Origin of the sequence: Pseudomonas sp. MONT-RG-20F-20-E-7-02, from assembly GCF_022662395.1 — a bacterium.
Lineage (GTDB): Bacteria > Pseudomonadota > Gammaproteobacteria > Pseudomonadales > Pseudomonadaceae > Aquipseudomonas.
Window position 1 is genome coordinate 665,258 of sequence record NZ_JAKNQN010000003.1, and the last position, 20,274, is coordinate 685,531.

Here is a 20,274-nt window from a genome sequence, read left to right on the forward strand (position 1 = left end):
CATGTTGAAAGTCAGTGTTTACCGCTACAACCCTGATCAGGACGCTGCGCCGTTCATGCAGGAATTCCAGGTCGATACCGGTGGTAAAGACTTGATGGTGCTGGATGTACTGGCACTGATCAAAGAGCAGGACGAAGGTTTCTCCTATCGTCGCTCTTGCCGTGAAGGTGTGTGCGGTTCCGACGGCATGAACATCAACGGCAAAAACGGCCTGGCGTGCATCACGCCGCTGTCCGCCGTGGTTAAAGGCAACAAGCTGATCGTTCGTCCTCTGCCAGGTTTGCCGGTTATCCGTGACCTGGTCGTCGATATGAGCATCTTCTACAAGCAATACGAGAAAGTTAAGCCGTTCCTGCAGAACGACACGCCGGCTCCGGCCATCGAGCGTCTGCAGTCCCCGGAAGAGCGTGAAAAGCTCGACGGTCTGTACGAGTGCATCCTGTGCGCTTGCTGCTCGACTTCGTGCCCGTCCTTCTGGTGGAACCCGGACAAGTTCCTGGGTCCAGCTGCCCTGCTGCAAGCGTACCGCTTCCTGGCAGACAGCCGTGACACCAAGACGTCCGAGCGTCTGGCTTCACTGGATGACCCGTTCAGCGTATTCCGCTGCCGCGGGATCATGAACTGCGTCAACGTATGTCCCAAAGGCCTGAACCCGACTAAGGCCATTGGTCACATCCGTAACATGCTGCTGCAAAGCGGCGTGTAAGCGACGTTGTAGCAAAGCAGGACCGTTGTGCCCGTAAATGCTACGGCGCAGGCTTCAACCGGCGCCGTAGTTTTAACTTGAGCAGCGACTTACAAAGCCGCGGCTCTTATTTTGAAGAAATGAGACAAGCAGGGGCATTCGGGTTGGTACCCGAACTATCAGCGTGATCCTAAGTGGCTTGTTTTGGTCGCTGCACTTGGCCTTTTGCAAGCAAACTCGGTGTTTTCGCCGGTGGTGTCCCCAAATCGAGGGTGACCAAGCATGCAAGAAAGCGTGATGCAGCGCATGTGGAACAGCGGCTATCTTTCAGGTGGTAACGCTGCCTATGTGGAAGAGCTTTATGAGCTCTACCTGCACGACCCTAACGCTGTGCCAGAAGAATGGCGCACCAAATTTCAGACGTTGTCTTCAGACGGCAACGCTGCCACCGATGTATCGCACGCAACAATTCGCGATCAGTTTGTGCTGCTGGCAAAGAACCAGCGCCGCGCCCAACCGGTTTCCGCCGGTAGCGTGAGCAGCGAGCATGAGAAGAAGCAAGTTGAAGTATTGCGACTGATCCAGGCCTACCGGATGCGTGGCCACCAGGCGGCCCAGCTTGACCCGCTGGGGCTCTGGAAGCGTCCTGCACCTGCTGACCTGTCGATCAATCATTACGGCTTGACCAATGCCGATCTTGATACGACCTTCCGTGCCGGCGACCTGTTCATCGGCAAAGAGGAAGCGAGCCTACGCGAAATTCACGAAGCGTTGCAGCAGACATATTGCCGCACCATCGGCGCTGAATTTACGCACATCACCGATTCCGAGCAGCGCCACTGGTTCCAGCATCGCCTGGAAGGCGTGCGTGGCCGTCCGGTATTGTCCGCCGATGTGCGCAGCCACCTGCTGGAGCGCGTGACCGCGGCCGAAGGCCTCGAGAAATACCTGGGCACCAAATACCCAGGCACCAAGCGTTTCGGCCTGGAAGGCGGCGAAAGCCTGATTCCAATGCTCGACGAGCTGATCCAGCGTTCCGGTTCCTATGGCACCAAGGAAATCGTGATCGGCATGGCTCACCGTGGTCGCCTGAACGTGTTGGTCAACACCTTCGGCAAGAACCCGCGCGAGCTGTTCGACGAGTTCGAAGGCAAGAAGAAGGTCGAGCTGGGTTCCGGTGACGTTAAGTATCACCAGGGCTTCTCGTCCAACGTAATGACCACCGGCGGTGAAGTTCACCTGGCCATGGCCTTCAACCCATCCCACCTGGAAATCGTTTCTCCAGTGGTCGAGGGTTCGGTGCGTGCTCGCCAGGATCGTCGTAACGATGCCACCGGTGAGAAAGTTCTGCCGATTTCCATCCACGGTGACGCGGCATTCGCCGGTCAAGGCGTGGTCCTGGAAACGTTCCAGATGTCGCAGACTCGCGGCTTCAAGACCGGCGGTACGGTTCACATCGTCATCAACAACCAGGTTGGCTTCACCATCAGCAACCCGCTGGACGCGCGCTCTACCGAGTACGCGACCGACGTTGCCAAGATGATCCAGGCGCCGATCCTCCATGTGAATGGCGATGATCCGGAAGCCGTGTTATTCGTGACCCAGCTCGCCATCGACTACCGCATGCAGTTCAAGCGTGACGTGGTAATCGATCTGGTTTGCTACCGTCGTCGCGGTCACAACGAAGCGGATGAGCCTAGCGGCACCCAGCCGTTGATGTACCAGCAGATCACCAAGCAGCGCACCACCCGTGAGCTGTACGCTGAAAGCCTGATCAAGGCCGGTGTGGTTGACGATGCGCGTGTTCAGGCGAAAGTCGATGAATACCGCAACGCGCTGGACAATGGTCTGCATGTAGTAAAAAGCCTGGTTAAAGAGCCGAACAAAGAGCTGTTCGTGGACTGGCGTCCGTACCTGGGCCACGCCTGGACTGCACGTCACGACACCTCGTTCGATCTGAAAACCCTGCAGGAACTGTCTGCCAAGCTGCTGGAAATCCCGGAAGGCTTCGTGGTGCAGCGCCAGGTTGCGAAGATCTACGAAGACCGTCAGAAGATGCAAGCCGGCGGCCTGCCGATCAACTGGGGTTACGCCGAAACCATGGCGTACGCGACCCTGGCGTTCGAAGGTCACCCGATCCGCATGACCGGCCAGGACATCGGCCGTGGTACGTTCTCGCACCGTCATGCTGTGCTGCACAACCAGAAAGACGCGGGCACCTATATCCCGTTGCAGAACCTGTACGAAGGCCAGCCACGTTTCGACCTGTACGATTCGTTCCTGTCCGAAGAAGCCGTACTGGCGTTCGAATACGGCTACTCGACCACCACGCCAAACGCGCTGGTGATCTGGGAAGCCCAGTTCGGCGACTTCGCCAACGGTGCCCAGGTGGTTATCGACCAGTTCATCACCAGCGGCGAGCACAAGTGGGGCCGTCTGTGCGGTCTGACCATGTTGCTGCCACACGGTTATGAAGGTCAGGGTCCGGAGCACTCCTCGGCCCGTCTGGAGCGTTACCTGCAGCTGTGCGCCGAGCACAACATCCAGGTGTGCGTGCCGACTACCCCGGCCCAGATCTACCACTTGCTGCGTCGCCAGGTGATCCGCCCGCTGCGCAAGCCGCTGGTAGTGCTGACCCCGAAATCGCTGTTGCGTCATAAATTGGCCATCTCGACCCTGGAAGATCTGGCCGACGGTTCGTTCCAGACCGTTATTCCAGAAATCGACACCCTGGACGCGGCCAAGGTCACGCGCCTGGTCCTGTGCAGCGGCAAGGTTTACTACGACTTGCTGGAAAAACGCCGTGCCGAAGGCCGCGAAGACATCGCCATCGTGCGGATCGAGCAGCTTTACCCGTTCCCGGAAGACGACCTGATGGAGGCCATCGCGCCTTACACCAACCTCACCAACGTGGTGTGGTGTCAGGAAGAACCGATGAACCAGGGCGCTTGGTACAGCAGCCAGCATCACTTGCGTCGCAGCATCGGCAACCACAAGACAGGCCTGGGCCTTGAGTACGCCGGTCGTGATGCTTCTGCTGCACCTGCGTGTGGTTATGCGTCGATGCACGCCGAGCAGCAGGAAAAACTGCTGCAAGATGCTTTCACTGTTTAACGCCTTCGCGCTGACTGAAACCGAATTTTAAGGACCCACAGATAATGGCTATCGAAATCAAAGCCCCGTCATTCCCGGAATCGGTTGCCGATGGCACCGTTGCCACCTGGCACAAGAAACCAGGCGACGCTGTTAAGCGTGACGACCTGATCGTCGACATCGAGACCGACAAAGTCGTTCTGGAAGTGTTGGCTGAAGCTGACGGCGTACTGGGCGCAATCGTTGCCGAAGAAGGCGCTACCGTTCTGTCGAACCAGATCCTGGGCTCGATCGAAGAGGGCGGCGCTGCTGCTCCTGCACCGGCCGCCGCCGCTGCACCGGCCGCTGCCGCTGCTGCTCCAGCCGCCGCTCCGGCTGCTGCTGGCGAAGACCCGATCGCTGCACCGGCTGCACGTCAGCTGGCTGAAGAAAACGGCATCAACCTGGCTTCCATCAAAGGCACCGGCAAAGACGGCCGTGTGACCAAGGAAGACGTGGTTGCTGCTGTTGAAGCCAAGAAGAACGCTCCAGCTGCCGCACCTGCCAAGGCTGCTGCTCCAGCGGCCGCTGCGCCTGTGTTCGCTGCCGGCGACCGCACCGAGAAGCGCGTGCCGATGACTCGCGTACGTGCCACCGTGGCCAAGCGCCTGGTTGAAGCACAGTCGAACATGGCGATGCTGACCACCTTCAACGAAGTCGACATGACCGAAGTCATGGCCCTGCGTTCGAAGTACAAGGATCTGTTCGAGAAGTCCCACAACGGCGTGCGCCTGGGCTTCATGTCGTTCTTCGTGAAAGCGGCCACCGAAGCGCTGAAACGCTTCCCGGCAGTCAACGCTTCCATCGACGGCGGCGACATCGTTTACCACGGCTATGCAGACGTCGGCGTTGCCGTGTCCAGCGACCGTGGCCTGGTAGTGCCGGTTCTGCGTAACGCCGAACTGATGAGCCTGGCTGAAATCGAAGGCGGCATCGCCGGCTTCGGCAAGAAAGCCCGTGACGGCAAGCTGACCATCGACGAGATGACCGGTGGTACCTTCACCATCACCAACGGTGGTACCTTCGGTTCGATGATGTCGACCCCAATCGTCAACCCGCCACAAGCTGCGATCCTGGGCATGCACAACATCATCCAGCGTCCGATGGCCATTAACGGCCAAGTCGTGATCCGCCCAATGATGTACCTGGCACTGTCTTACGATCACCGCCTGATCGATGGTAAAGAAGCCGTGACTTTCCTGGTGACCATCAAGAACCTGCTGGAAGACCCGGCTCGTCTGCTGCTGGATATCTGATAGAAGCAGCTGCAGGCCTCGAGTGACAGGCTGCCGGATAAGGCAGCTGGGCTCGGGGCTTGCGGCTTGAAAGCTTGCTGCTAAATAGAGGAACTATTTTCATGTCGCAGAAATTTGACGTTGTAGTGATTGGTGCAGGTCCTGGCGGCTACGTTGCCGCCATCAAGGCCGCACAACTGGGCCTCTCGACTGCTTGCATCGAAAAATACACCGACAAGGAAGGCAAACTGGCACTGGGCGGTACTTGCCTGAACGTCGGTTGCATTCCTTCCAAGGCGCTGCTGGACAGCTCCTGGAAATTCCACGAAGCCCAAAGCGGTTTCGCGATCCACGGCATCAACCATGCTGGCGTGACCATGGACGTGCCAGCAATGGTCGGCCGTAAAGCCAACATCGTTAAAGGCCTGACGTCCGGCGTTGCCACCTTGTTCAAGGCCAACGGCGTCACTTCCCTGCAAGGCCACGGCAAACTGCTGGCCGGCAAGAAAGTTGAAATCACCAAGCCTGACGGTTCGGTAGAAGTCATCGAAGCCGAGAACGTGATCCTGGCCCCAGGCTCGCGTCCAATCGACATTCCACCGGCTCCAGTTGACCAGAACGTGATCGTTGATTCGACCGGCGCCCTGGAATTCCAATCCGTGCCTAAGCGTCTGGGCGTGATCGGCGCTGGCGTGATCGGCCTGGAACTGGGTTCGGTATGGTCCCGCCTGGGTTCCCAAGTGACTGTGCTGGAAGCCCTGGACACGTTCCTGCTGGCTGCCGACACCGCGGTGTCCAAAGAAGCGCTGAAAACCCTGACCAAACAAGGTCTGGACATCAAGCTGGGCGCCCGTGTTACCGGTTCCAAGGTTAACGGCGAAGAAGTCGTGGTGACCTACACCGATAAAGAAGGCGAGCAGACCATCACCTTCGACAAGCTGATCGTAGCCGTGGGTCGCCGTCCAGTGACCACCGACCTGCTGGCTTCCGACAGCGGCGTGAATATCGACGAGCGTGGCTTCATCCACGTTGACGATCACTGCGCTACCACCGTGCCTGGCGTATACGCCATCGGCGACGTGGTTCGCGGCATGATGCTCGCGCACAAGGCTTCCGAAGAAGGCATCATGGTTGTCGAGCGCATCAAGGGCCACAAAACCCAGATGAACTACGACCTGATCCCGTCGGTTATCTACACCCACCCCGAAATTGCATGGGTCGGCAAGAACGAACAGCAGTTGAAAGCTGAAGGCGTTGAAGTTAACGTCGGCACCTTCCCGTTTGCCGCTTCTGGCCGTGCCATGGCAGCCAACGACACCGGTGGTTTTGTCAAAGTCATCGCTGATGCCAAGACTGACCGCGTATTGGGCGTCCACGTGATTGGCCCAAGCGCTGCAGAACTGGTTCAGCAAGGCGCAATCGGTATGGAATTCGGCACCAGTGCCGAGGACCTGGGCATGATGGTCTTCTCCCATCCGACCCTGTCCGAAGCGTTGCACGAAGCAGCGTTGGCAGTGAATGGCGGCGCCATCCACATCGCCAACAAGAAGAAGCGCTAAGCGAGATAATAAGAAACCACGGCGGAGTTGCCCGTCGTGAGCCTTGCGCGCAAGACTCACCGCGGAATATCCGCTGGACGCAGTCTTGCGCAGCTTTACGGGCATTAAGCCCCGCAAGCTGCGCGAGCAGCAGTCACAGGTGGCGCGGCACTCATAATGAGCGCAGCGCCGAATGCGCAGTACCTAACGAAGACGGTAAAAAGCATGAATCTTCACGAGTATCAGGGTAAGCAGCTGTTCGCTGAATACGGCCTGCCAGTATCCAAGGGCTACGCAGTAGACACCCCGGAAGCAGCGGCAGAAGCTTGCGACAAAATCGGTGGCACCGAGTGGGTTGTCAAAGCCCAGGTCCACGCTGGTGGTCGCGGTAAAGCGGGCGGCGTTAAGCTGGTTCGCAGCAAAGAAGACGCCAAGGCCTTCGCACAGCAGTGGCTGGGCAAGCGTCTGGTGACTTACCAGACTGATGCCAATGGCCAACCAGTCACCAAGATCCTGGTTGAATCGTGCACTGATATCGCTAAAGAGCTGTACCTGGGCGCTGTCGTTGACCGTTCGAGCCGTCGCATCGTGTTCATGGCTTCCACCGAAGGTGGCGTGGACATCGAGAAAATCGCTCACGAAACCCCAGAAAAAATTCTGAAAGCCACTATCGATCCACTGGTTGGCGCTCAGCCATTCCAGGGTCGCGAGCTGGCTTTCCAGCTGGGCCTGGAAGGCAAGCAAGTTGCCCAGTTCGCCAAGATCTTCGTAGGTCTGGCCAAACTGTTCCAGGATCACGATCTGGCCCTGCTGGAAGTGAACCCGCTGGTGATCAAGGCTGACGGCGATCTGCACTGCCTCGATGCCAAGATCAACATCGACGCCAACGCCATGTACCGTCAGCCTAAGCTGAAGACTTTCCACGATCCGTCGCAAGACGATCCGCGCGAAGCGCACGCTGCCAAGTTCGAACTGAACTACGTAGCCCTGGAAGGTAACATCGGTTGCATGGTCAACGGTGCTGGCCTGGCCATGGGTACCATGGACATCGTCAACCTGCATGGCGGCAAACCTGCCAACTTCCTCGACGTGGGCGGTGGTGCTACCAAAGAACGCGTTACCGAAGCCTTCAAGATCATCCTGTCCGACTCCAACGTCGCTGCAGTATTGGTTAACATCTTCGGCGGCATCGTTCGTTGCGACATGATTGCCGAAGGCATCATCGGTGCAGTGAAAGAAGTCGGCGTTAAAATCCCGGTTGTTGTTCGCCTTGAAGGTAACAACGCTGAACTGGGCGCTAAAGTACTGGCAGAAAGCGGTTTGAACATCATCGCGGCTACCAGCCTGACCGACGCTGCTCAACAAGTTGTCAAAGCTGCGGAGGGCAAATAATGAGCGTCCTGATCAATAAAGACACCAAAGTTATCTGCCAGGGTATTACCGGTTCGCAAGGTAGTTTCCACACCCAGCAAGCCATCGAATACGGCACCAAGATGGTTGGCGGCGTAACGCCGGGCAAAGGCGGCACCGAGCACCTGGGCCTGCCAGTGTTCAACACCGTGAAAGATGCTGTAGCTGCCACTGGCGCCACCGCCAGCGTGATCTACGTTCCAGCTCCTTTCTGCAAGGACTCCATCCTGGAAGCAGCATTCGGCGGCATCAAGCTGATCGTTTGCATCACCGAAGGCATTCCTACCCTGGACATGCTGGACGCTAAAGTTAAGTGCGACGAGCTGGGCGTAGTCCTGATCGGCCCTAACTGCCCAGGCGTGATCACCCCAGGCGAATGCAAGATCGGCATCATGCCAGGTCACATTCACTTGCCAGGTAAAGTCGGTATCGTTTCGCGTTCCGGCACCCTGACCTACGAAGCTGTGAAGCAGACTACTGACGCCGGTTTCGGTCAGTCGACTTGCGTCGGCATCGGCGGTGACCCGATCCCGGGTTCGAACTTCATCGACATCCTGAAGCTGTTCCAGGAAGACCCGAAGACCGAAGCGATCGTGATGATCGGTGAGATCGGCGGTTCGGCTGAAGAAGAAGCGGCTGCCTACATCAAGGCACACGTGACCAAGCCGGTTGTTTCCTACATCGCTGGTGTGACTGCCCCTGCTGGCAAGCGCATGGGCCATGCTGGCGCAATCATCTCTGGCGGCAAAGGCACTGCAGACGAGAAATTCGCTGCACTGCAAGACGCAGGCGTTAAAACCGTGCGTTCGCTGGCAGACATCGGCAAAGCCCTGGCTGAGCTGACCGGTTGGGCTGTCAAGTAAGCCTCGCGCTTAACTGACGCTTCACCAGGCAAAGGCCACCTTCGGGTGGCCTTTGTGCTTTCTGGACTTGCTGAAGTAGCGAGCCTGATGAAGGTCAAAATGTGGGAGCTGGCTTGCCTGCGATAGCATCGACTTGGTTTACCTGATGCGCCGAGTCGCCCGCATCGCAGGCAAGCCAGCTCCCACATTGTTCTGTATGCCAAATTTAAGTATGAAAATGCGACATCCAGATGTCGCTTATCGGACAGTTCGCCCCGCAACAGTGCGTTTGTCAGCCCAATTCTGTACTCTAGCCGCCTCTTTATGCGTCCGCATCCCAAAAGGAAGCCGCGCGCTAGACCGGTCGGTCCCCATAAGGACCGGCAGCAGTTCCCTCATCCATAGGGAATCCCTCTCTAAATTCCGATTCAGTAGTGTGGTATTTCCTCAAATGAAAGTGTTGAAAAGCCAGGATGTCCTGGCGTTAGGCTTTATGACTTTTGCCCTGTTCGTGGGCGCCGGCAACATCATCTTCCCGCCTATCGTTGGTTTGCAGTCCGGGCCTCACGTCTGGATGGCAGCGCTGGGCTTCCTGATCACCGCAGTGGGTCTGCCGGTGGTCACTGTGATCGCCCTGGCCAAGGTCGGCGGCGGTATGGACGCGTTGAGCAGCCCGATCGGCAAGATCGCCGGCGGCCTGCTCGCGGCGGCGGCGTATCTGGCGGTAGGGCCGCTGTTCGCCACCCCGCGTACCGCGACAGTTTCGTTTGAAGTGGGCCTGGCGCCGCTGACCGGCGAAAGCCCGCTGGCGCTGTTCCTCTACAGTTCGGTGTACTTCCTGGTGGTGTTCTTCGTCTCCCTGTACCCAGGCCGCCTGCTGGACACCGTTGGTCGTTTCCTGGCACCGCTGAAAATCATCGCCCTGGCCATCCTCGGCATCGCCGCGTTTGCCTTGCCGGCCGGTGACGTTGGCGTGGCCACACCGGAATACGTCGCTGCACCGTTCTCCCAGGGCTTTATCAATGGTTACCTGACCATGGATACCCTTGGCGCGCTGGTGTTCGGGATCGTCATCGTCAATGCCATTCGCTCCCGTGGCGTCGAGTCGCCACAGCTGATCACCCGCTACGCGATCATTGCCGGGCTGATTGCCGGCGTGGGCCTGGCGCTGGTGTATATCAGCCTGTTCCGCCTGGGCGCGGGCAGCCACGCCGTAGCCGCCGGTGCCAGCAATGGCGCAGCCGTTCTGCATGCTTACGTGCAACATACGTTCGGCTCCCTGGGCAGCGGCTTCCTGGCCGTGCTGATCTCGTTGGCGTGCCTGGTCACCGCCGTGGGCCTGACCTGTGCCTGCGCCGAGTACTTCAGCAAGATCCTGCCGCTGTCCTACAAGACGCTGGTGGTGATCCTCGCGTTGTTCTCGCTGTTTGTGTCCAACCTGGGCCTGACCAAGCTGATTGCCTTCTCGATCCCGGTGCTCACTGCGATCTACCCGCCGTGCATCGTGCTGGTGGCCCTGAGCTTCTGCAAAGACTTCTGGCTGGAGCAGGGCCGCATCGTTGGCCCGGTGATGCTGGTGTCGTTCATCTTTGGCTGCATTGACGCGCTCAAGGGCGCAGGCCTGGCCGATTGGATGCCGACGCAGTTGGCGCACCTGCCGCTGAGCGAGCAAGGCCTGGCTTGGCTGGTGCCGTCGGTGATGACCTTGGTTGTTGCTGTCGTGGTTGACCGCATGCTCGGCAAGCGTAGCGAAGCGATCGCCTAACGAAGGGTTTCGCGCTTCACTGAAATGCCTCGTATCAATCGATACGGGGCATTTTTTATGCCTGTGAGACAACTACCTTCTAGAGTTGGAACTCGGTCAATGTGGGCGCTGGCTTGCCTGCGATAGCGCAGGGTCAGACGGCGCAGTAGTGACTGAGCAGGCGCCATCGCAGGCAAGCCAGCTCCCACATTTTGAATCACGTTTGTCCCCATCCGCTGTGTTTAAGGACCCGCATGTCGTTCGTTGAAACCAATCAGATCCACCTGCTCGCCGCCCTCTGGTTCGTGCTGTGTTGGGGCGGCTACACCCGTTACGCGCTCTGGAAAGCCCGCGACACCGCCTGCCTGGCCAGCGTGCTGCACTTGTACCGCGAAGACTGGATGCGCCGCATGCTGCTGCGCGACAACCGTATCGCCGACGCCAGCGTGATCGGCAATCTGGAGCGCAACGCTTCGTTCTTTGCCTCCAGCACGCTGATCATTCTGGCGGGTATTCTCACCGTGTTGGGGGCTTCCGAGCGGGCAGTATTGTTGTTGGCGGACATTCCCATGGTGCAGCAGGCTTCCCAGGGCGTGTCGCAAATCAAGCTGCTGTGCCTGGCACTGGTGTTTGTCTACGCGTTTTTCACTTTTAGTTGGTGCATGCGCCAATACAACTTTGCGGCGGTGCTGGTGGGCTCTGCGCCGATGGTCGGTGAGCGGCAGGTGTCGGAGCAGGAGCGCAAGGCGTTTGCGCTGAGGGCGGCGCGGGTGATTTCGATGGCGGCCAACCAATTCAACTTTGGCCTGCGGGCTTATTACTTTGGCATGACCATGTTGGCCTGGTTTGTCAGCCCCTGGTTGTTTATGTTGATGAGCGGCGGGGTCGTGGTCGTGCTGTATCGCCGAGAGTTTCATTCCGACGTACTGCAGGTGATGGTCTATACCCCGACTGACAGCCCGTTGACGGAGTCGGCGAAGGAACCTTAGTGAGCGGCTTGAGAATTAGTGCAACTTTCTGGCGCCGAATAAGACGACGGACAACAAAAAGCCCGCTATATAAGCGGGCTTTTTTTGCAGCAACAACCAGGCGATTAAGGCTTGGCAGGCGCTGTTGGTGTGGCGGTGCCGTCTTCTTTTGCTTTTTCAGCGTTCGCATCAGCCTGAGCTTTGGCAGCATCGGCGTTTTCTTTTGCAGCGTCGTTCACTTTATCCTGAGCTTTGGCCATGTCTTTCTGAGCTTGCTCAGAATGCGCTTGGGCATCTTGGGCTTTGTCTTCGGATTTTTTATCGCAGGCAGCGAGACCGAGGGCAGCGGCGAACATCATGGAAATAGCTAAAGTCTTGCGCATGGGGTGTTTCTCCTTATTGAAGATATCTACTGGCCTTTCGAGCCTGGGCGTTCAGCATTAGTTCCTTTTATTCCTCAGATATATAAACGCGGGTGTTCGAGGAACTTTCACCCGTACCGCACACTCCGCGGATCAACACTAATAAGAGTCGAGAACATATGACCGAAAATCCCCTGTTAGCGCGTGCCACACGCTTTGTTTCGGCCTTGCGCCATTGCCAGGTGCTTGGCATCAGCGTCCATGCCGCGAGCGAGGAGGGCATGACGCTGGCACTGCCGTACGGCCCGCATATCGTCGGTGATCCTCAAACCGGGGTGATTCATGGCGGCGCACTCACCTCGTTGATGGACACGGCCTGCGGCATGGCCACCCTGTGTGTGTTACCCGAATTCGAGGTGTGCCCGACCCTCGACTTGCGTGTGGACTACATGCATCCCGCCGAACCGCACAAACCGGTGTACGGCTTTGCGCAGTGCTACCGGGTCACCACCGATGTGATCTTCACCCGTGGCTTCGCCTATCAGGATGACCCGCAACAGCCCATCGCCCACGTGGTGGGCACGTTCATGCGCATGGGCAAGCGCCTCAAGGGCGCACACGGACTGGGCAGCGCTATCAAGGGAGAACAGGCATGACGCATCGATTCAAGACTCGCTTGGAGCAGGCCCATGAACGCGGTAACTATGAAGCGCTGCTCGACCTGATTCCCTACGCCAAGCTGATCGGCATTGAATGCACGCGTTTGGGCGATGAATTGCTGTTTCGCCTGCCGGCCAACAAGGACAACATTGGTAACCCGATATTGCCGGCGCTGCACGGTGGCGTGATCGCCGGGTTTATGGAACTGTCGGCGGCGTTACATTTGCTGGTATTTACCGGTTCGCCAGGCATCCCGAAAATCATCGACTTTTCCCTGGATTACCTGCGCGCCGGGCAGTTTCGCGACACCTACGCCAAATGCCAGGTGTGGCGCCAGGGCCGTCGCGTAGCGAATGTGGCGATCACCGCCTGGCAAAGTACTGCGGCCGAACCGATTGCCACCGCCCGTGCACATTTCAAAATTGAGGAATCGGCCCGCCCTTGAAATCCTGGTCTTAGCCCCCAACTTTGATGACAACCCGCCGCCAACCCTCAAGGGCGCGGCCACTGCCATCCAATTGGAGTTTGATGACCATGAGTGTGGAAACTCAAAAGGAAACCCTGGGCTTCCAGACCGAGGTGAAGCAACTGCTGCACCTCATGATCCATTCGCTGTATTCCAACAAGGAAATTTTCCTTCGCGAATTGATCTCGAACGCCTCTGACGCTGTCGACAAATTACGTTTCGAAGCCCTGTCCAAGCCTGAGTTGCTGGAAGGTGGCGCCGAACTGAAAATCCGTGTGAGCTTCGACAAGGACGCCAAGACCGTCACCCTCGAAGACAACGGTATCGGCATGAGCCGCGAAGACGCGATCACCCATCTGGGTACCATCGCTAAATCCGGCACCGCCGATTTCATGAAAAACCTGTCGGGCGATCAGAAAAAAGATTCGCACCTGATCGGCCAATTCGGTGTGGGCTTCTACTCGGCCTTCATCGTTGCCGATAAAGTTGAAGTGTTCAGCCGCCGCGCCGGCCTCGCCGCCAGCGAAGGTGTGCATTGGTCGTCCAAAGGTGAGGGCGAGTTTGAAATCGCCACCATCGACAAGGCTGACCGTGGCACCCGCATCGTGCTGCACCTGAAATCCGGTGAAGACGAATTCGCCGATGGCTGGCGCCTGCGCAACATCATCAAGAAATATTCCGACCACATCGCTTTGCCGATCGAGTTGCCCAAAGAACAAGCGGCCGCTGAAGGTGAAGAGAAGCCTGCCCAGGAATGGGAAGTGGTCAACCGTGCCAGCGCCTTGTGGACCCGCCCTCGTACCGAAGTCAAAGACGAGGAATACCAGGAGTTCTACAAGCACATCGCGCACGACTACGAGAACCCGCTGAGCTGGAGCCACAACAAGGTTGAAGGCAAGCTGGAATACAGCTCGCTGCTCTATGTGCCAGCCCGTGCGCCGTTCGACCTGTACCAGCGCGAAGCGCCAAAAGGCCTGAAGCTGTACGTGCAGCGCGTGTTCGTGATGGACCAGGCGGAATCCTTCCTGCCGCTGTACCTGCGCTTCATCAAAGGCGTGGTCGATTCCAACGACCTGTCGCTGAACGTGTCGCGGGAAATCCTGCAGAAAGACCCGATCATCGATTCCATGAAGTCGGCGCTGACCAAGCGTGTGCTCGACATGCTGGAAAAACTGGCGAAGAACGAGCCTGAGCAATACAAAGGCTTCTGGAAAAACTTCGGTCAGGTCATGAAAGAAGGCCCGGCAGAAGATTTTGCCAACAAGGAAAAAATCGCCGGTCTGCTGCGCTTCGCCTCCACTCAGGGTGAAGACGGTGAGCAGGTGGTGTCGCTGGCCGAGTACCTGGCACGCGCCAAAGAAGGGCAGGACAAGATCTACTACCTGACCGGCGAAACCTACGCGCAGGTCAAGAACAGCCCGCACCTGGAAGTCTTCCGCAAGAAAGGCATCGAAGTGCTGCTGCTGACCGACCGTATCGATGAGTGGCTGATGAGCTACCTCAGCGAATTCGACGGCAAGACCTTCGTCGACGTGGCCCGTGGTGACCTGGACCTGGGTAACCTGGACTCCGAAGAAGAGAAGAAAGAAGCCGAAGAAGTCGCCAAGGCCAAAGAAGGCCTGGTTGAGCGGATCAAGACCGCTTTGGGCGACGCAGTCAGCGAAGTGCGGGTTTCCCACCGTCTGACGGATTCCCCGGCGATCTTGGCCATCGGCGAGCAGGACCTCGGCATGCAGATGCGTCAGATCCTCGAAGCCAGCGGCCAGAAGGTGCCGGATTCCAAGCCGATCTTTGAATTCAACCCGGCTCACCCGCTGATCGAGAAACTCGACGGCGAGCAGAGCGAAGAGCGCTTTGGCGACCTGTCGCACATCCTCTTCGACCAGGCGGCCCTGGCCGCTGGCGACAGCTTGAAAGACCCGGCGGCTTACGTGCGCCGACTGAACAAGCTGTTGGTTGAACTGTCGGTTTAACACCGTTGTAGAAAAACCCGCTTCGGCGGGTTTTTTCGTTCTAACGCACTTCAACTGGAGTAAATGATGAGCCAAGTCACTGTACGTTCCGTGGTCTATCAGATTGATGGCCAGTCTTACGAAAGCCGCCTCGCGTTCGATGCCGGCCACCAAGGCCCATTGCCGGGCCTGCTGATGGCGCCGAACTGGATGGGTGTGAGTGCGGGGGCCGAAGAGATCGCCAAAAGCGTGGCCGCCAAGGGTTACGTGGTGCTGATCGCCGATTTGTACGGGCAAACCGTGCGCCCCTCGAATGGCGATGAGGCCGGCGCGGCGATGATGCCGTTGAAGAACGACAACCCGGCGCTGATCAAGCGTCTGCAGGCGGCGTTCGAGCAACTGCAAAGCCAGACCGAAGCGGCGGTTGATACCTCGAAGCTGGCAACCTTCGGTTTCTGCTTTGGCGGTTTCTGCTCGCTGGAACTTGCGCGTACCGGTGCGCCGTTGAAGGCTGCCGTATCGTTCCACGGCACTATCGACACGCAGAACCCGGCAGGCGCCAAGCACATCAAGGGCTCGGTGCTGGTGTTGCACGGTGCTTCCGACCCATTGGTACCCAAAGAGCAACTGCCGGCATTTGAAGCTGAAATGAATGCGGCCGGTGTGGATTGGCAGTTGCTCAGCTACGGCGGCGCGGTGCATTCCTTCACCGACCCGCACGCCAATGTGCCGGGCAAGATGATGTACGACGCCAAGACCGCCAAGCGGGCGTTCAAGTCGATGCATGACTTGCTGGATGAAGTGTTCAAGGGCTGACGATGTGATCGTTCCCACGCTCCGCGTGGGAATGCCTGGCTGGACGCTCTGCGTCCGCTCTTTGTGACGCGGAGCGTCACGGGCTGCGTTCCCACGCAGAGCGTGGGAACAATCATCTCACCGGCAACTCAATCCTTTCTGTTTCCCCCGGCACTGTCGGCCAATCCCCAGCCGCCCAACGCTGTCGCGCCTGTTCAATCATGGCCGGGTCGCTCGCCACAAAATTCCAGTTGATCCGCCGTGGCCCATCCAGCGGCGCGCCGCCAAACACCACCACGTGGCAATCGCCTTCAGCAAACAGCGTCATGTCCTGCCCGGCAGGCAACACGACCAAGCTGTGCACCTCCAGCGCCTCGCCTTCCAGCTGCGCCTCACCCTCCAACACATACACCGCGCGTTCCTCATGCTCATCCGGGATCAGCAGCGTCGTGGCCGTCTGCATCCGCACCTCGGCATACAGGGTGGGCGACAGCACTGGCACCGGCGATTTGAGGCAAAAACCGCTGCCGGCGATCAGGCGAATCTGCACACCCAGGTTGTCACTCACCGGCAAGCTCGCCGCCGCGTGATGGCTGTAGTGCCCCGGCCCGGTCTCGTGGTCTTTGGGCGAGGCCAGCCACACTTGCAGGCCATGCAGGCTGAAACCTTCGGCCTTGAGCGCCTCGGGCGTGCGCTCGACGTGGGCAATCGCACTGCCGGCGGTCATCCAGCTGACGTCGCCGGCCTGCACCACCTGGTCCGAGCCGAGGCTGTCCTTGTGTTGCAACGCGCCTTCGAACAGATAAGTCAGCGTGGACAGCCCGATATGCGGGTGCTGGCGGATATTCATGCCGGTGCCCGGCGCATAGCGGGTGGGCAACATATGGTCGAAAAACACAAAAGGCCCGACGCTGCGGCATTCACGCGACGGCAGCGGGCGCAGGATCGGCTGGCCTTCGACATCTTCGGCGCGCGGGCGGATCACGGTGAGGGTGGTCATGGTGCGTCCCTGTCTGAGCGGGTTAGAGGCTGCTTGAGCATAACCCGCTCGGCGGCACAGTGGCGCTATTGGCTGAAGGCGCCTTCGGACAATTTCGTCTCGATGGTGACCTCGGCAGTGGTCATCAATTTGTGTACCGGGCAGCGGTCGGCCACGCGGTGCAGCTCGTCGCGCTGTGCATCGGTGAGCACGCCTTTGAGGGTCAGCTTCACGTTGAGCTTGTACTTGCCCTGCTGCTCCTCGGTACTGTCGTGGGTGACTTCCACGGTCACGCCGGTCAGCGGGATGTCTTTCTTCTGGGCGTAGAGCTTGACGGTCAGGGCCTTGCAGGATGCCAGGGCGGCATCGAAATAGTCGTGGGGGGAGGGCGCCGAGTCGTCGCCGCCCAGGCTTTTGGGCAGGTCGGTGAACAGTTCGTGATTATTGATATTCACACTGTGGCGAAAGTTGTCGTGGTTCAGGGTGTTGACGGTAACAGGCATGGTGAACCTCACGGTTTGGCAGGATGAAGGTCATGCAGTTATAGAACATGCTGGCACTTATAGAACATGCTGGCGCTGGGGTGTTCCGTGTTTTTTGACCGATGAACCCCTGGGGCGCGTGCAAGGTCTACCCGTATTCGCCGATATCGAGGTTTACCGTGCCCTGGAACCGCCTGAGTCTCGCCCTGTTGCTTGCCGCCAGCAGCCTTGCTGCGCAGGCGCGCGACTATGCCTACAGCGATGCGCACCTGCATTACGTGGATTTTTTCCAGGAAACCGCCGGCATGGACAAATTGCTCAAGGCGATGGCCGACGCGCGCATCGAGCATGTGATGATTTCCGGCATTCCCGTGGCGAAGAAATGGCACGAAGACGAACCCAAGCGCCCGCGTTACTACGCCGGTGACGATGCCGATGCCTATTGGTACAGCGCCACTGACGTGATAGTTGCCGCTGCGGTCAATAAGCTCACGCCCGAGCAGCGCCAGCATTTCCATCCGTTTCTGTCCGGGTTCAACCCTAACGACAAGAACTCTGCCGCGCATATCCAGCGCATGCTCGATCTCAATCCCGGGCTGTGGCAAGGCATCGGCGAGGTGTTTACGCGCCACGATGACCTGACCGCCTTGACCGCCGGCGACACCCCGCGCGCCAATAACGAAGCCATGGCAGCCATTTATCACCTTGCCGCCGAAAACGACCTGCCGGTGATGCTGCATTCCAATATCACCTCCAAACGCGAGCGCAACCCGCTGTACCTGGCGGAAGTCGAAGAATCACTGCGCAACCACCCGCACACCCGGTTTATCTGGGCGCATGCCGGCACCAGTAAAGAGATCCACCGGCATCAGGTGCAGATGGACTTTCTACTGCCGACCTTGAGCCGACTGTTGGAGGCCTATCCCAATCTGTACATCGACCTGTCCTGGAGCACGCTGACGCCGTACTTGCTCGACAGTGCGGGCAAGCCCAGGCCGGAGTGGGTAAAGCTGGTGGAGCGCTTCCCGGAGCGCTTTATGCTGGGTTCGGACGTGGTAGGGCGCTTCAACAAACTCGGTAAGGAGATGCGCCGCTTCGATCCTTTCCTCGATGCGCTGCCCGAGGCCGTAGCCCGCAAAGTCGCCCGCGATAACTTTCTGGCGATTCTGCCCAAACTCCCTCGCGATGAGCAGACAGATTGATATCGCCTTTTCGTCTTACGCAAAGTCGATAAAGCGCCGATACCTTTCAGGAGACCCGCTGCAGGTGGATGCAGCGCATTTTGGAAGGAATCCAGGCAATGAGTAGTATCCGTAGTCTGAATATCGCCCCCCGCGCCGGCTTGGGCTTTGGCGTACTGGCGTTGATGGTGTTCGTCTTGGGCGGCTTCGCCCTGCTGCAGATGGCCAATATGCGCCAGCAGTCGGACCAGGTCGAAAACAACTGGCTGCCCAGCGTGATGGCGGTGGGGGAGATGAGCCAGGACCTGTTGCGGGTCCGCGCGCTGACCCTGCGCTTGCTGGTTAACCGTGACCCCCAGGCGCTGGCGCAGAACGAGCAGAAACTCACCGACCTCAAAAATGGCCTGCACCAAGCGCAAACCCTCTATGAAGGGCTGATCGTGCTGCCCGAAGAGCGCACGCTGTTTGATCGCTTCAAAGCGCAGGAGCAGCAGTACCTGCAACGCCAGGAGCAGGTTATGGCGTTCTCCAAGGCCAATCAGCTGGAGGCCGCGATCAAGATCGTCAACGGCGAGATGAACCAACTCGCCGACGAGATGGCCGGCACGCTGCACGACTTGGTCGCCTTGAACAAAGCCAGCGCCAATCAGGCTGCGAACCTGGCGCAAAATGTGTTTACGCAGTCGCGCACATGGGTGGTCGGCATGATTGTGCTCACTGCACTGATTACCATCGGGCTGGCGGTGTGGCTGACGCGCAGCATCGTGCTGCCGTTGGCGCAGTCATTGAGGGTCGCCCAGGGCGTGGCCAGTGGTGACTTGACCGGTGAGATCAGTGTGACCGGCAGCGACGAGCCCGCGCGTTTGCAGCAAGCGCTCAAAGGCATGCAGGAGAACCTGCGCGACACCATCCGGCGAATTGCCGAATCCTCGAACCAATTGGCTTCGGCGTCCGAAGAACTCAGTTGCGTGACCGAGGACGCCACCCGTGGCCTGCACCAGCAGAATCAGGAAATCGAGCAGGCGGCGACGGCGGTCAACCAGATGACGGCGGCGGTAGAGGAAGTGGCGAGCAATGCAGTGGCCACCTCACAGGCCTCACGTGAGTCTGACCGCATTGCCCAGCACGGGCGTGAGCAGGTGCACCAGACGGTAGAGTCGATTGAGGCGCTGGCCACGGACGTGACCGCCAATGTGACGCAGGTCGAGGACTTGGCGCAGAAGGTCTATGGCATCAGCAAGGTGCTGGATGTCATTCGCTCGATTGCCGAGCAGACCAACTTGCTTGCGCTGAATGCCGCGATTGAAGCGGCGCGCGCCGGCGATGCCGGGCGCGGGTTTGCGGTGGTGGCGGATGAGGTGCGGGCCTTGGCCCATCGCACCCAGCAGTCGACCCAGGAAATTGAGCAGATGATCAGCGGGATTCAACAGGGCACCGATCAAGCGGTCAGCTCGATGCAGCAGAGCAATACGCGGGCACGGTCTACGCTGGACATCGCCAAGGCGGCGGGCACCGCGCTGGAGGAAATTGCATCGGCGTTTACCTTGATCAACGAGCGTAACCTGGTGATTGCCAGTGCATCGGAGCAGCAGGCGGCGGTGGCGCGGGAGGTGGATCGCAATTTGATGAATATTCGCGATTTGGCGCATCAGACCTCGACCGGGGCGAACCAGACCAGTGCGGCGAGCCAGGAGCTGTCGAGGTTGGCGGTGGACCTGAACACCATGGTGGCGCGGTTTTCGGTGTAGGGCGTTACACCGGGTTGGGCCTATCGCAGGCAAGCCAGCTCCCACAGTTTGATGTGTAAACACAGTCCACTGTGGGAGCTGGCTTGCCTGCGATG

At 58.9% G+C, this 20,274-nt stretch carries 17 protein-coding genes; 14 read left to right on the forward strand and 3 right to left on the reverse strand.

Translation table 11 applies throughout. The annotated features are described in order from the left end of the window. Position 1: 1 nt before the first annotated feature. From L8I05_RS12230 to L8I05_RS12265, 8 genes are all read left to right on the forward strand, one after another. The gene (locus tag L8I05_RS12230) at positions 2–706 is read left to right on the forward strand and encodes a succinate dehydrogenase iron-sulfur subunit (RefSeq protein WP_003172807.1); all 705 of its coding nucleotides are present in this window, start codon (positions 2–4) and stop codon (positions 704–706) included. A 261-nt stretch (positions 707–967) separates the two neighbouring features. Next, positions 968–3,799 carry a 2-oxoglutarate dehydrogenase E1 component gene (locus tag L8I05_RS12235; RefSeq protein ID WP_159955099.1) on the forward strand — a complete coding sequence of 944 codons (2,832 nt, stop codon included), beginning with the start codon at positions 968–970 and terminating at the stop codon, positions 3,797–3,799. Between the two features lie 44 nt (positions 3,800–3,843). After that, positions 3,844–5,073 carry a 2-oxoglutarate dehydrogenase complex dihydrolipoyllysine-residue succinyltransferase gene (gene odhB / locus L8I05_RS12240; protein ID WP_159955100.1) on the forward strand — a complete coding sequence of 410 codons (1,230 nt, stop codon included), beginning with the start codon at positions 3,844–3,846 and terminating at the stop codon, positions 5,071–5,073. A gap of 101 nt (positions 5,074–5,174) precedes the next feature. Then, positions 5,175–6,611, forward strand: coding sequence for a dihydrolipoyl dehydrogenase (gene lpdA / locus L8I05_RS12245; protein WP_159955101.1), 1,437 nt, complete (start codon positions 5,175–5,177; stop codon positions 6,609–6,611). A 204-nt stretch (positions 6,612–6,815) separates the two neighbouring features. Next, on the forward strand, positions 6,816–7,982 hold the full coding sequence (gene sucC, locus L8I05_RS12250) for an ADP-forming succinate--CoA ligase subunit beta (protein WP_003233235.1): 1,167 nt from the start codon (positions 6,816–6,818) through the stop codon (positions 7,980–7,982). Beyond that, the gene (sucD, locus tag L8I05_RS12255) at positions 7,982–8,863 is read left to right on the forward strand and encodes a succinate--CoA ligase subunit alpha (protein ID WP_003172813.1); all 882 of its coding nucleotides are present in this window, start codon (positions 7,982–7,984) and stop codon (positions 8,861–8,863) included. Before sucC ends, sucD begins: the two co-directional genes overlap by 1 nt. A gap of 430 nt (positions 8,864–9,293) precedes the next feature. Continuing rightward, a complete protein-coding gene (brnQ, locus tag L8I05_RS12260) occupies positions 9,294–10,607 on the forward strand; it encodes a branched-chain amino acid transport system II carrier protein (RefSeq protein WP_242169181.1) in 1,314 nt (437 codons plus the stop codon). A gap of 233 nt (positions 10,608–10,840) precedes the next feature. After that, positions 10,841–11,575: a DUF599 family protein gene (locus L8I05_RS12265; RefSeq protein ID WP_177018382.1), complete on the forward strand. Its 735-nt coding sequence runs from the start codon at positions 10,841–10,843 to the stop codon at positions 11,573–11,575. Between the two features lie 104 nt (positions 11,576–11,679). On the opposite strand, the gene L8I05_RS12270 is transcribed toward L8I05_RS12265, so the two are convergent. Further along, positions 11,680–11,937 (reverse strand): hypothetical protein, encoded by a 258-nt coding sequence (locus L8I05_RS12270; RefSeq protein ID WP_159955104.1) that lies wholly within the window; start codon positions 11,935–11,937, stop codon positions 11,680–11,682. Between the two features lie 158 nt (positions 11,938–12,095). Here L8I05_RS12270 and L8I05_RS12275 point away from each other — a divergent pair, with 158 nt between their 5' ends. The 4 genes from L8I05_RS12275 to L8I05_RS12290 all read left to right on the forward strand — a co-directional run bounded on the left by L8I05_RS12275 (position 12,096) and on the right by L8I05_RS12290 (position 15,810). Continuing rightward, positions 12,096–12,572, forward strand: coding sequence for a PaaI family thioesterase (locus L8I05_RS12275; RefSeq protein WP_242169183.1), 477 nt, complete (start codon positions 12,096–12,098; stop codon positions 12,570–12,572). Continuing rightward, positions 12,569–13,021, forward strand: coding sequence for a PaaI family thioesterase (locus tag L8I05_RS12280; protein ID WP_159955106.1), 453 nt, complete (start codon positions 12,569–12,571; stop codon positions 13,019–13,021). The genes L8I05_RS12275 and L8I05_RS12280 overlap by 4 nt, the downstream gene beginning before the upstream one ends. Before the next feature lie 89 nt (positions 13,022–13,110). Then, complete coding sequence (htpG, locus tag L8I05_RS12285) at positions 13,111–15,015, forward strand: molecular chaperone HtpG (RefSeq protein ID WP_242169185.1); 1,905 nt, start codon at positions 13,111–13,113, stop codon at positions 15,013–15,015. 66 nt (positions 15,016–15,081) lie between these two features. After that, complete coding sequence (locus L8I05_RS12290; RefSeq protein WP_159955108.1) at positions 15,082–15,810, forward strand: dienelactone hydrolase family protein; 729 nt, start codon at positions 15,082–15,084, stop codon at positions 15,808–15,810. A gap of 112 nt (positions 15,811–15,922) precedes the next feature. Here L8I05_RS12290 and L8I05_RS12295 read toward each other — a convergent pair whose 3' ends face one another. Beyond that, positions 15,923–16,789: a pirin family protein gene (locus L8I05_RS12295; RefSeq protein WP_242169187.1), complete on the reverse strand. Its 867-nt coding sequence runs from the start codon at positions 16,787–16,789 to the stop codon at positions 15,923–15,925. 65 nt (positions 16,790–16,854) lie between these two features. Then, positions 16,855–17,271, reverse strand: coding sequence for an OsmC family protein (locus L8I05_RS12300; protein WP_242169189.1), 417 nt, complete (start codon positions 17,269–17,271; stop codon positions 16,855–16,857). A gap of 158 nt (positions 17,272–17,429) precedes the next feature. On the opposite strand from L8I05_RS12300, the gene L8I05_RS12305 reads away from it, so the two are divergent. Then, positions 17,430–18,452, forward strand: a complete 1,023-nt coding sequence (locus tag L8I05_RS12305) for an amidohydrolase family protein (protein WP_242169367.1) — start codon at positions 17,430–17,432, stop codon at positions 18,450–18,452. Positions 18,453–18,550: 98 nt separating this feature from the next. Beyond that, on the forward strand, positions 18,551–20,179 hold the full coding sequence (locus L8I05_RS12310) for a methyl-accepting chemotaxis protein (protein WP_242169191.1): 1,629 nt from the start codon (positions 18,551–18,553) through the stop codon (positions 20,177–20,179). The last annotated feature ends 95 nt before the right edge of the window (positions 20,180–20,274 follow it).

Coding starts and splice junctions, on each gene's coding strand:
- L8I05_RS12275 (WP_242169183.1), top strand. CDS start 12,096: ATGACCGAAAATCCCCTGTTAGCGCGTGCCACACGCTTTGTTTCGGCC.
- L8I05_RS12235 (WP_159955099.1), top strand. CDS start 968: ATGCAAGAAAGCGTGATGCAGCGCATGTGGAACAGCGGCTATCTTTCA.
- sucC (WP_003233235.1), top strand. CDS start 6,816: ATGAATCTTCACGAGTATCAGGGTAAGCAGCTGTTCGCTGAATACGGC.
- L8I05_RS12270 (WP_159955104.1), bottom strand. CDS start 11,937: ATGCGCAAGACTTTAGCTATTTCCATGATGTTCGCCGCTGCCCTCGGT.
- L8I05_RS12265 (WP_177018382.1), top strand. CDS start 10,841: ATGTCGTTCGTTGAAACCAATCAGATCCACCTGCTCGCCGCCCTCTGG.
- brnQ (WP_242169181.1), top strand. CDS start 9,294: ATGAAAGTGTTGAAAAGCCAGGATGTCCTGGCGTTAGGCTTTATGACT.
- L8I05_RS12295 (WP_242169187.1), bottom strand. CDS start 16,789: ATGACCACCCTCACCGTGATCCGCCCGCGCGCCGAAGATGTCGAAGGC.
- htpG (WP_242169185.1), top strand. CDS start 13,111: ATGAGTGTGGAAACTCAAAAGGAAACCCTGGGCTTCCAGACCGAGGTG.
- sucD (WP_003172813.1), top strand. CDS start 7,982: ATGAGCGTCCTGATCAATAAAGACACCAAAGTTATCTGCCAGGGTATT.
- L8I05_RS12230 (WP_003172807.1), top strand. CDS start 2: ATGTTGAAAGTCAGTGTTTACCGCTACAACCCTGATCAGGACGCTGCG.
- odhB (WP_159955100.1), top strand. CDS start 3,844: ATGGCTATCGAAATCAAAGCCCCGTCATTCCCGGAATCGGTTGCCGAT.
- lpdA (WP_159955101.1), top strand. CDS start 5,175: ATGTCGCAGAAATTTGACGTTGTAGTGATTGGTGCAGGTCCTGGCGGC.
- L8I05_RS12290 (WP_159955108.1), top strand. CDS start 15,082: ATGAGCCAAGTCACTGTACGTTCCGTGGTCTATCAGATTGATGGCCAG.
- L8I05_RS12310 (WP_242169191.1), top strand. CDS start 18,551: ATGAGTAGTATCCGTAGTCTGAATATCGCCCCCCGCGCCGGCTTGGGC.
- L8I05_RS12300 (WP_242169189.1), bottom strand. CDS start 17,271: ATGCCTGTTACCGTCAACACCCTGAACCACGACAACTTTCGCCACAGT.
- L8I05_RS12280 (WP_159955106.1), top strand. CDS start 12,569: ATGACGCATCGATTCAAGACTCGCTTGGAGCAGGCCCATGAACGCGGT.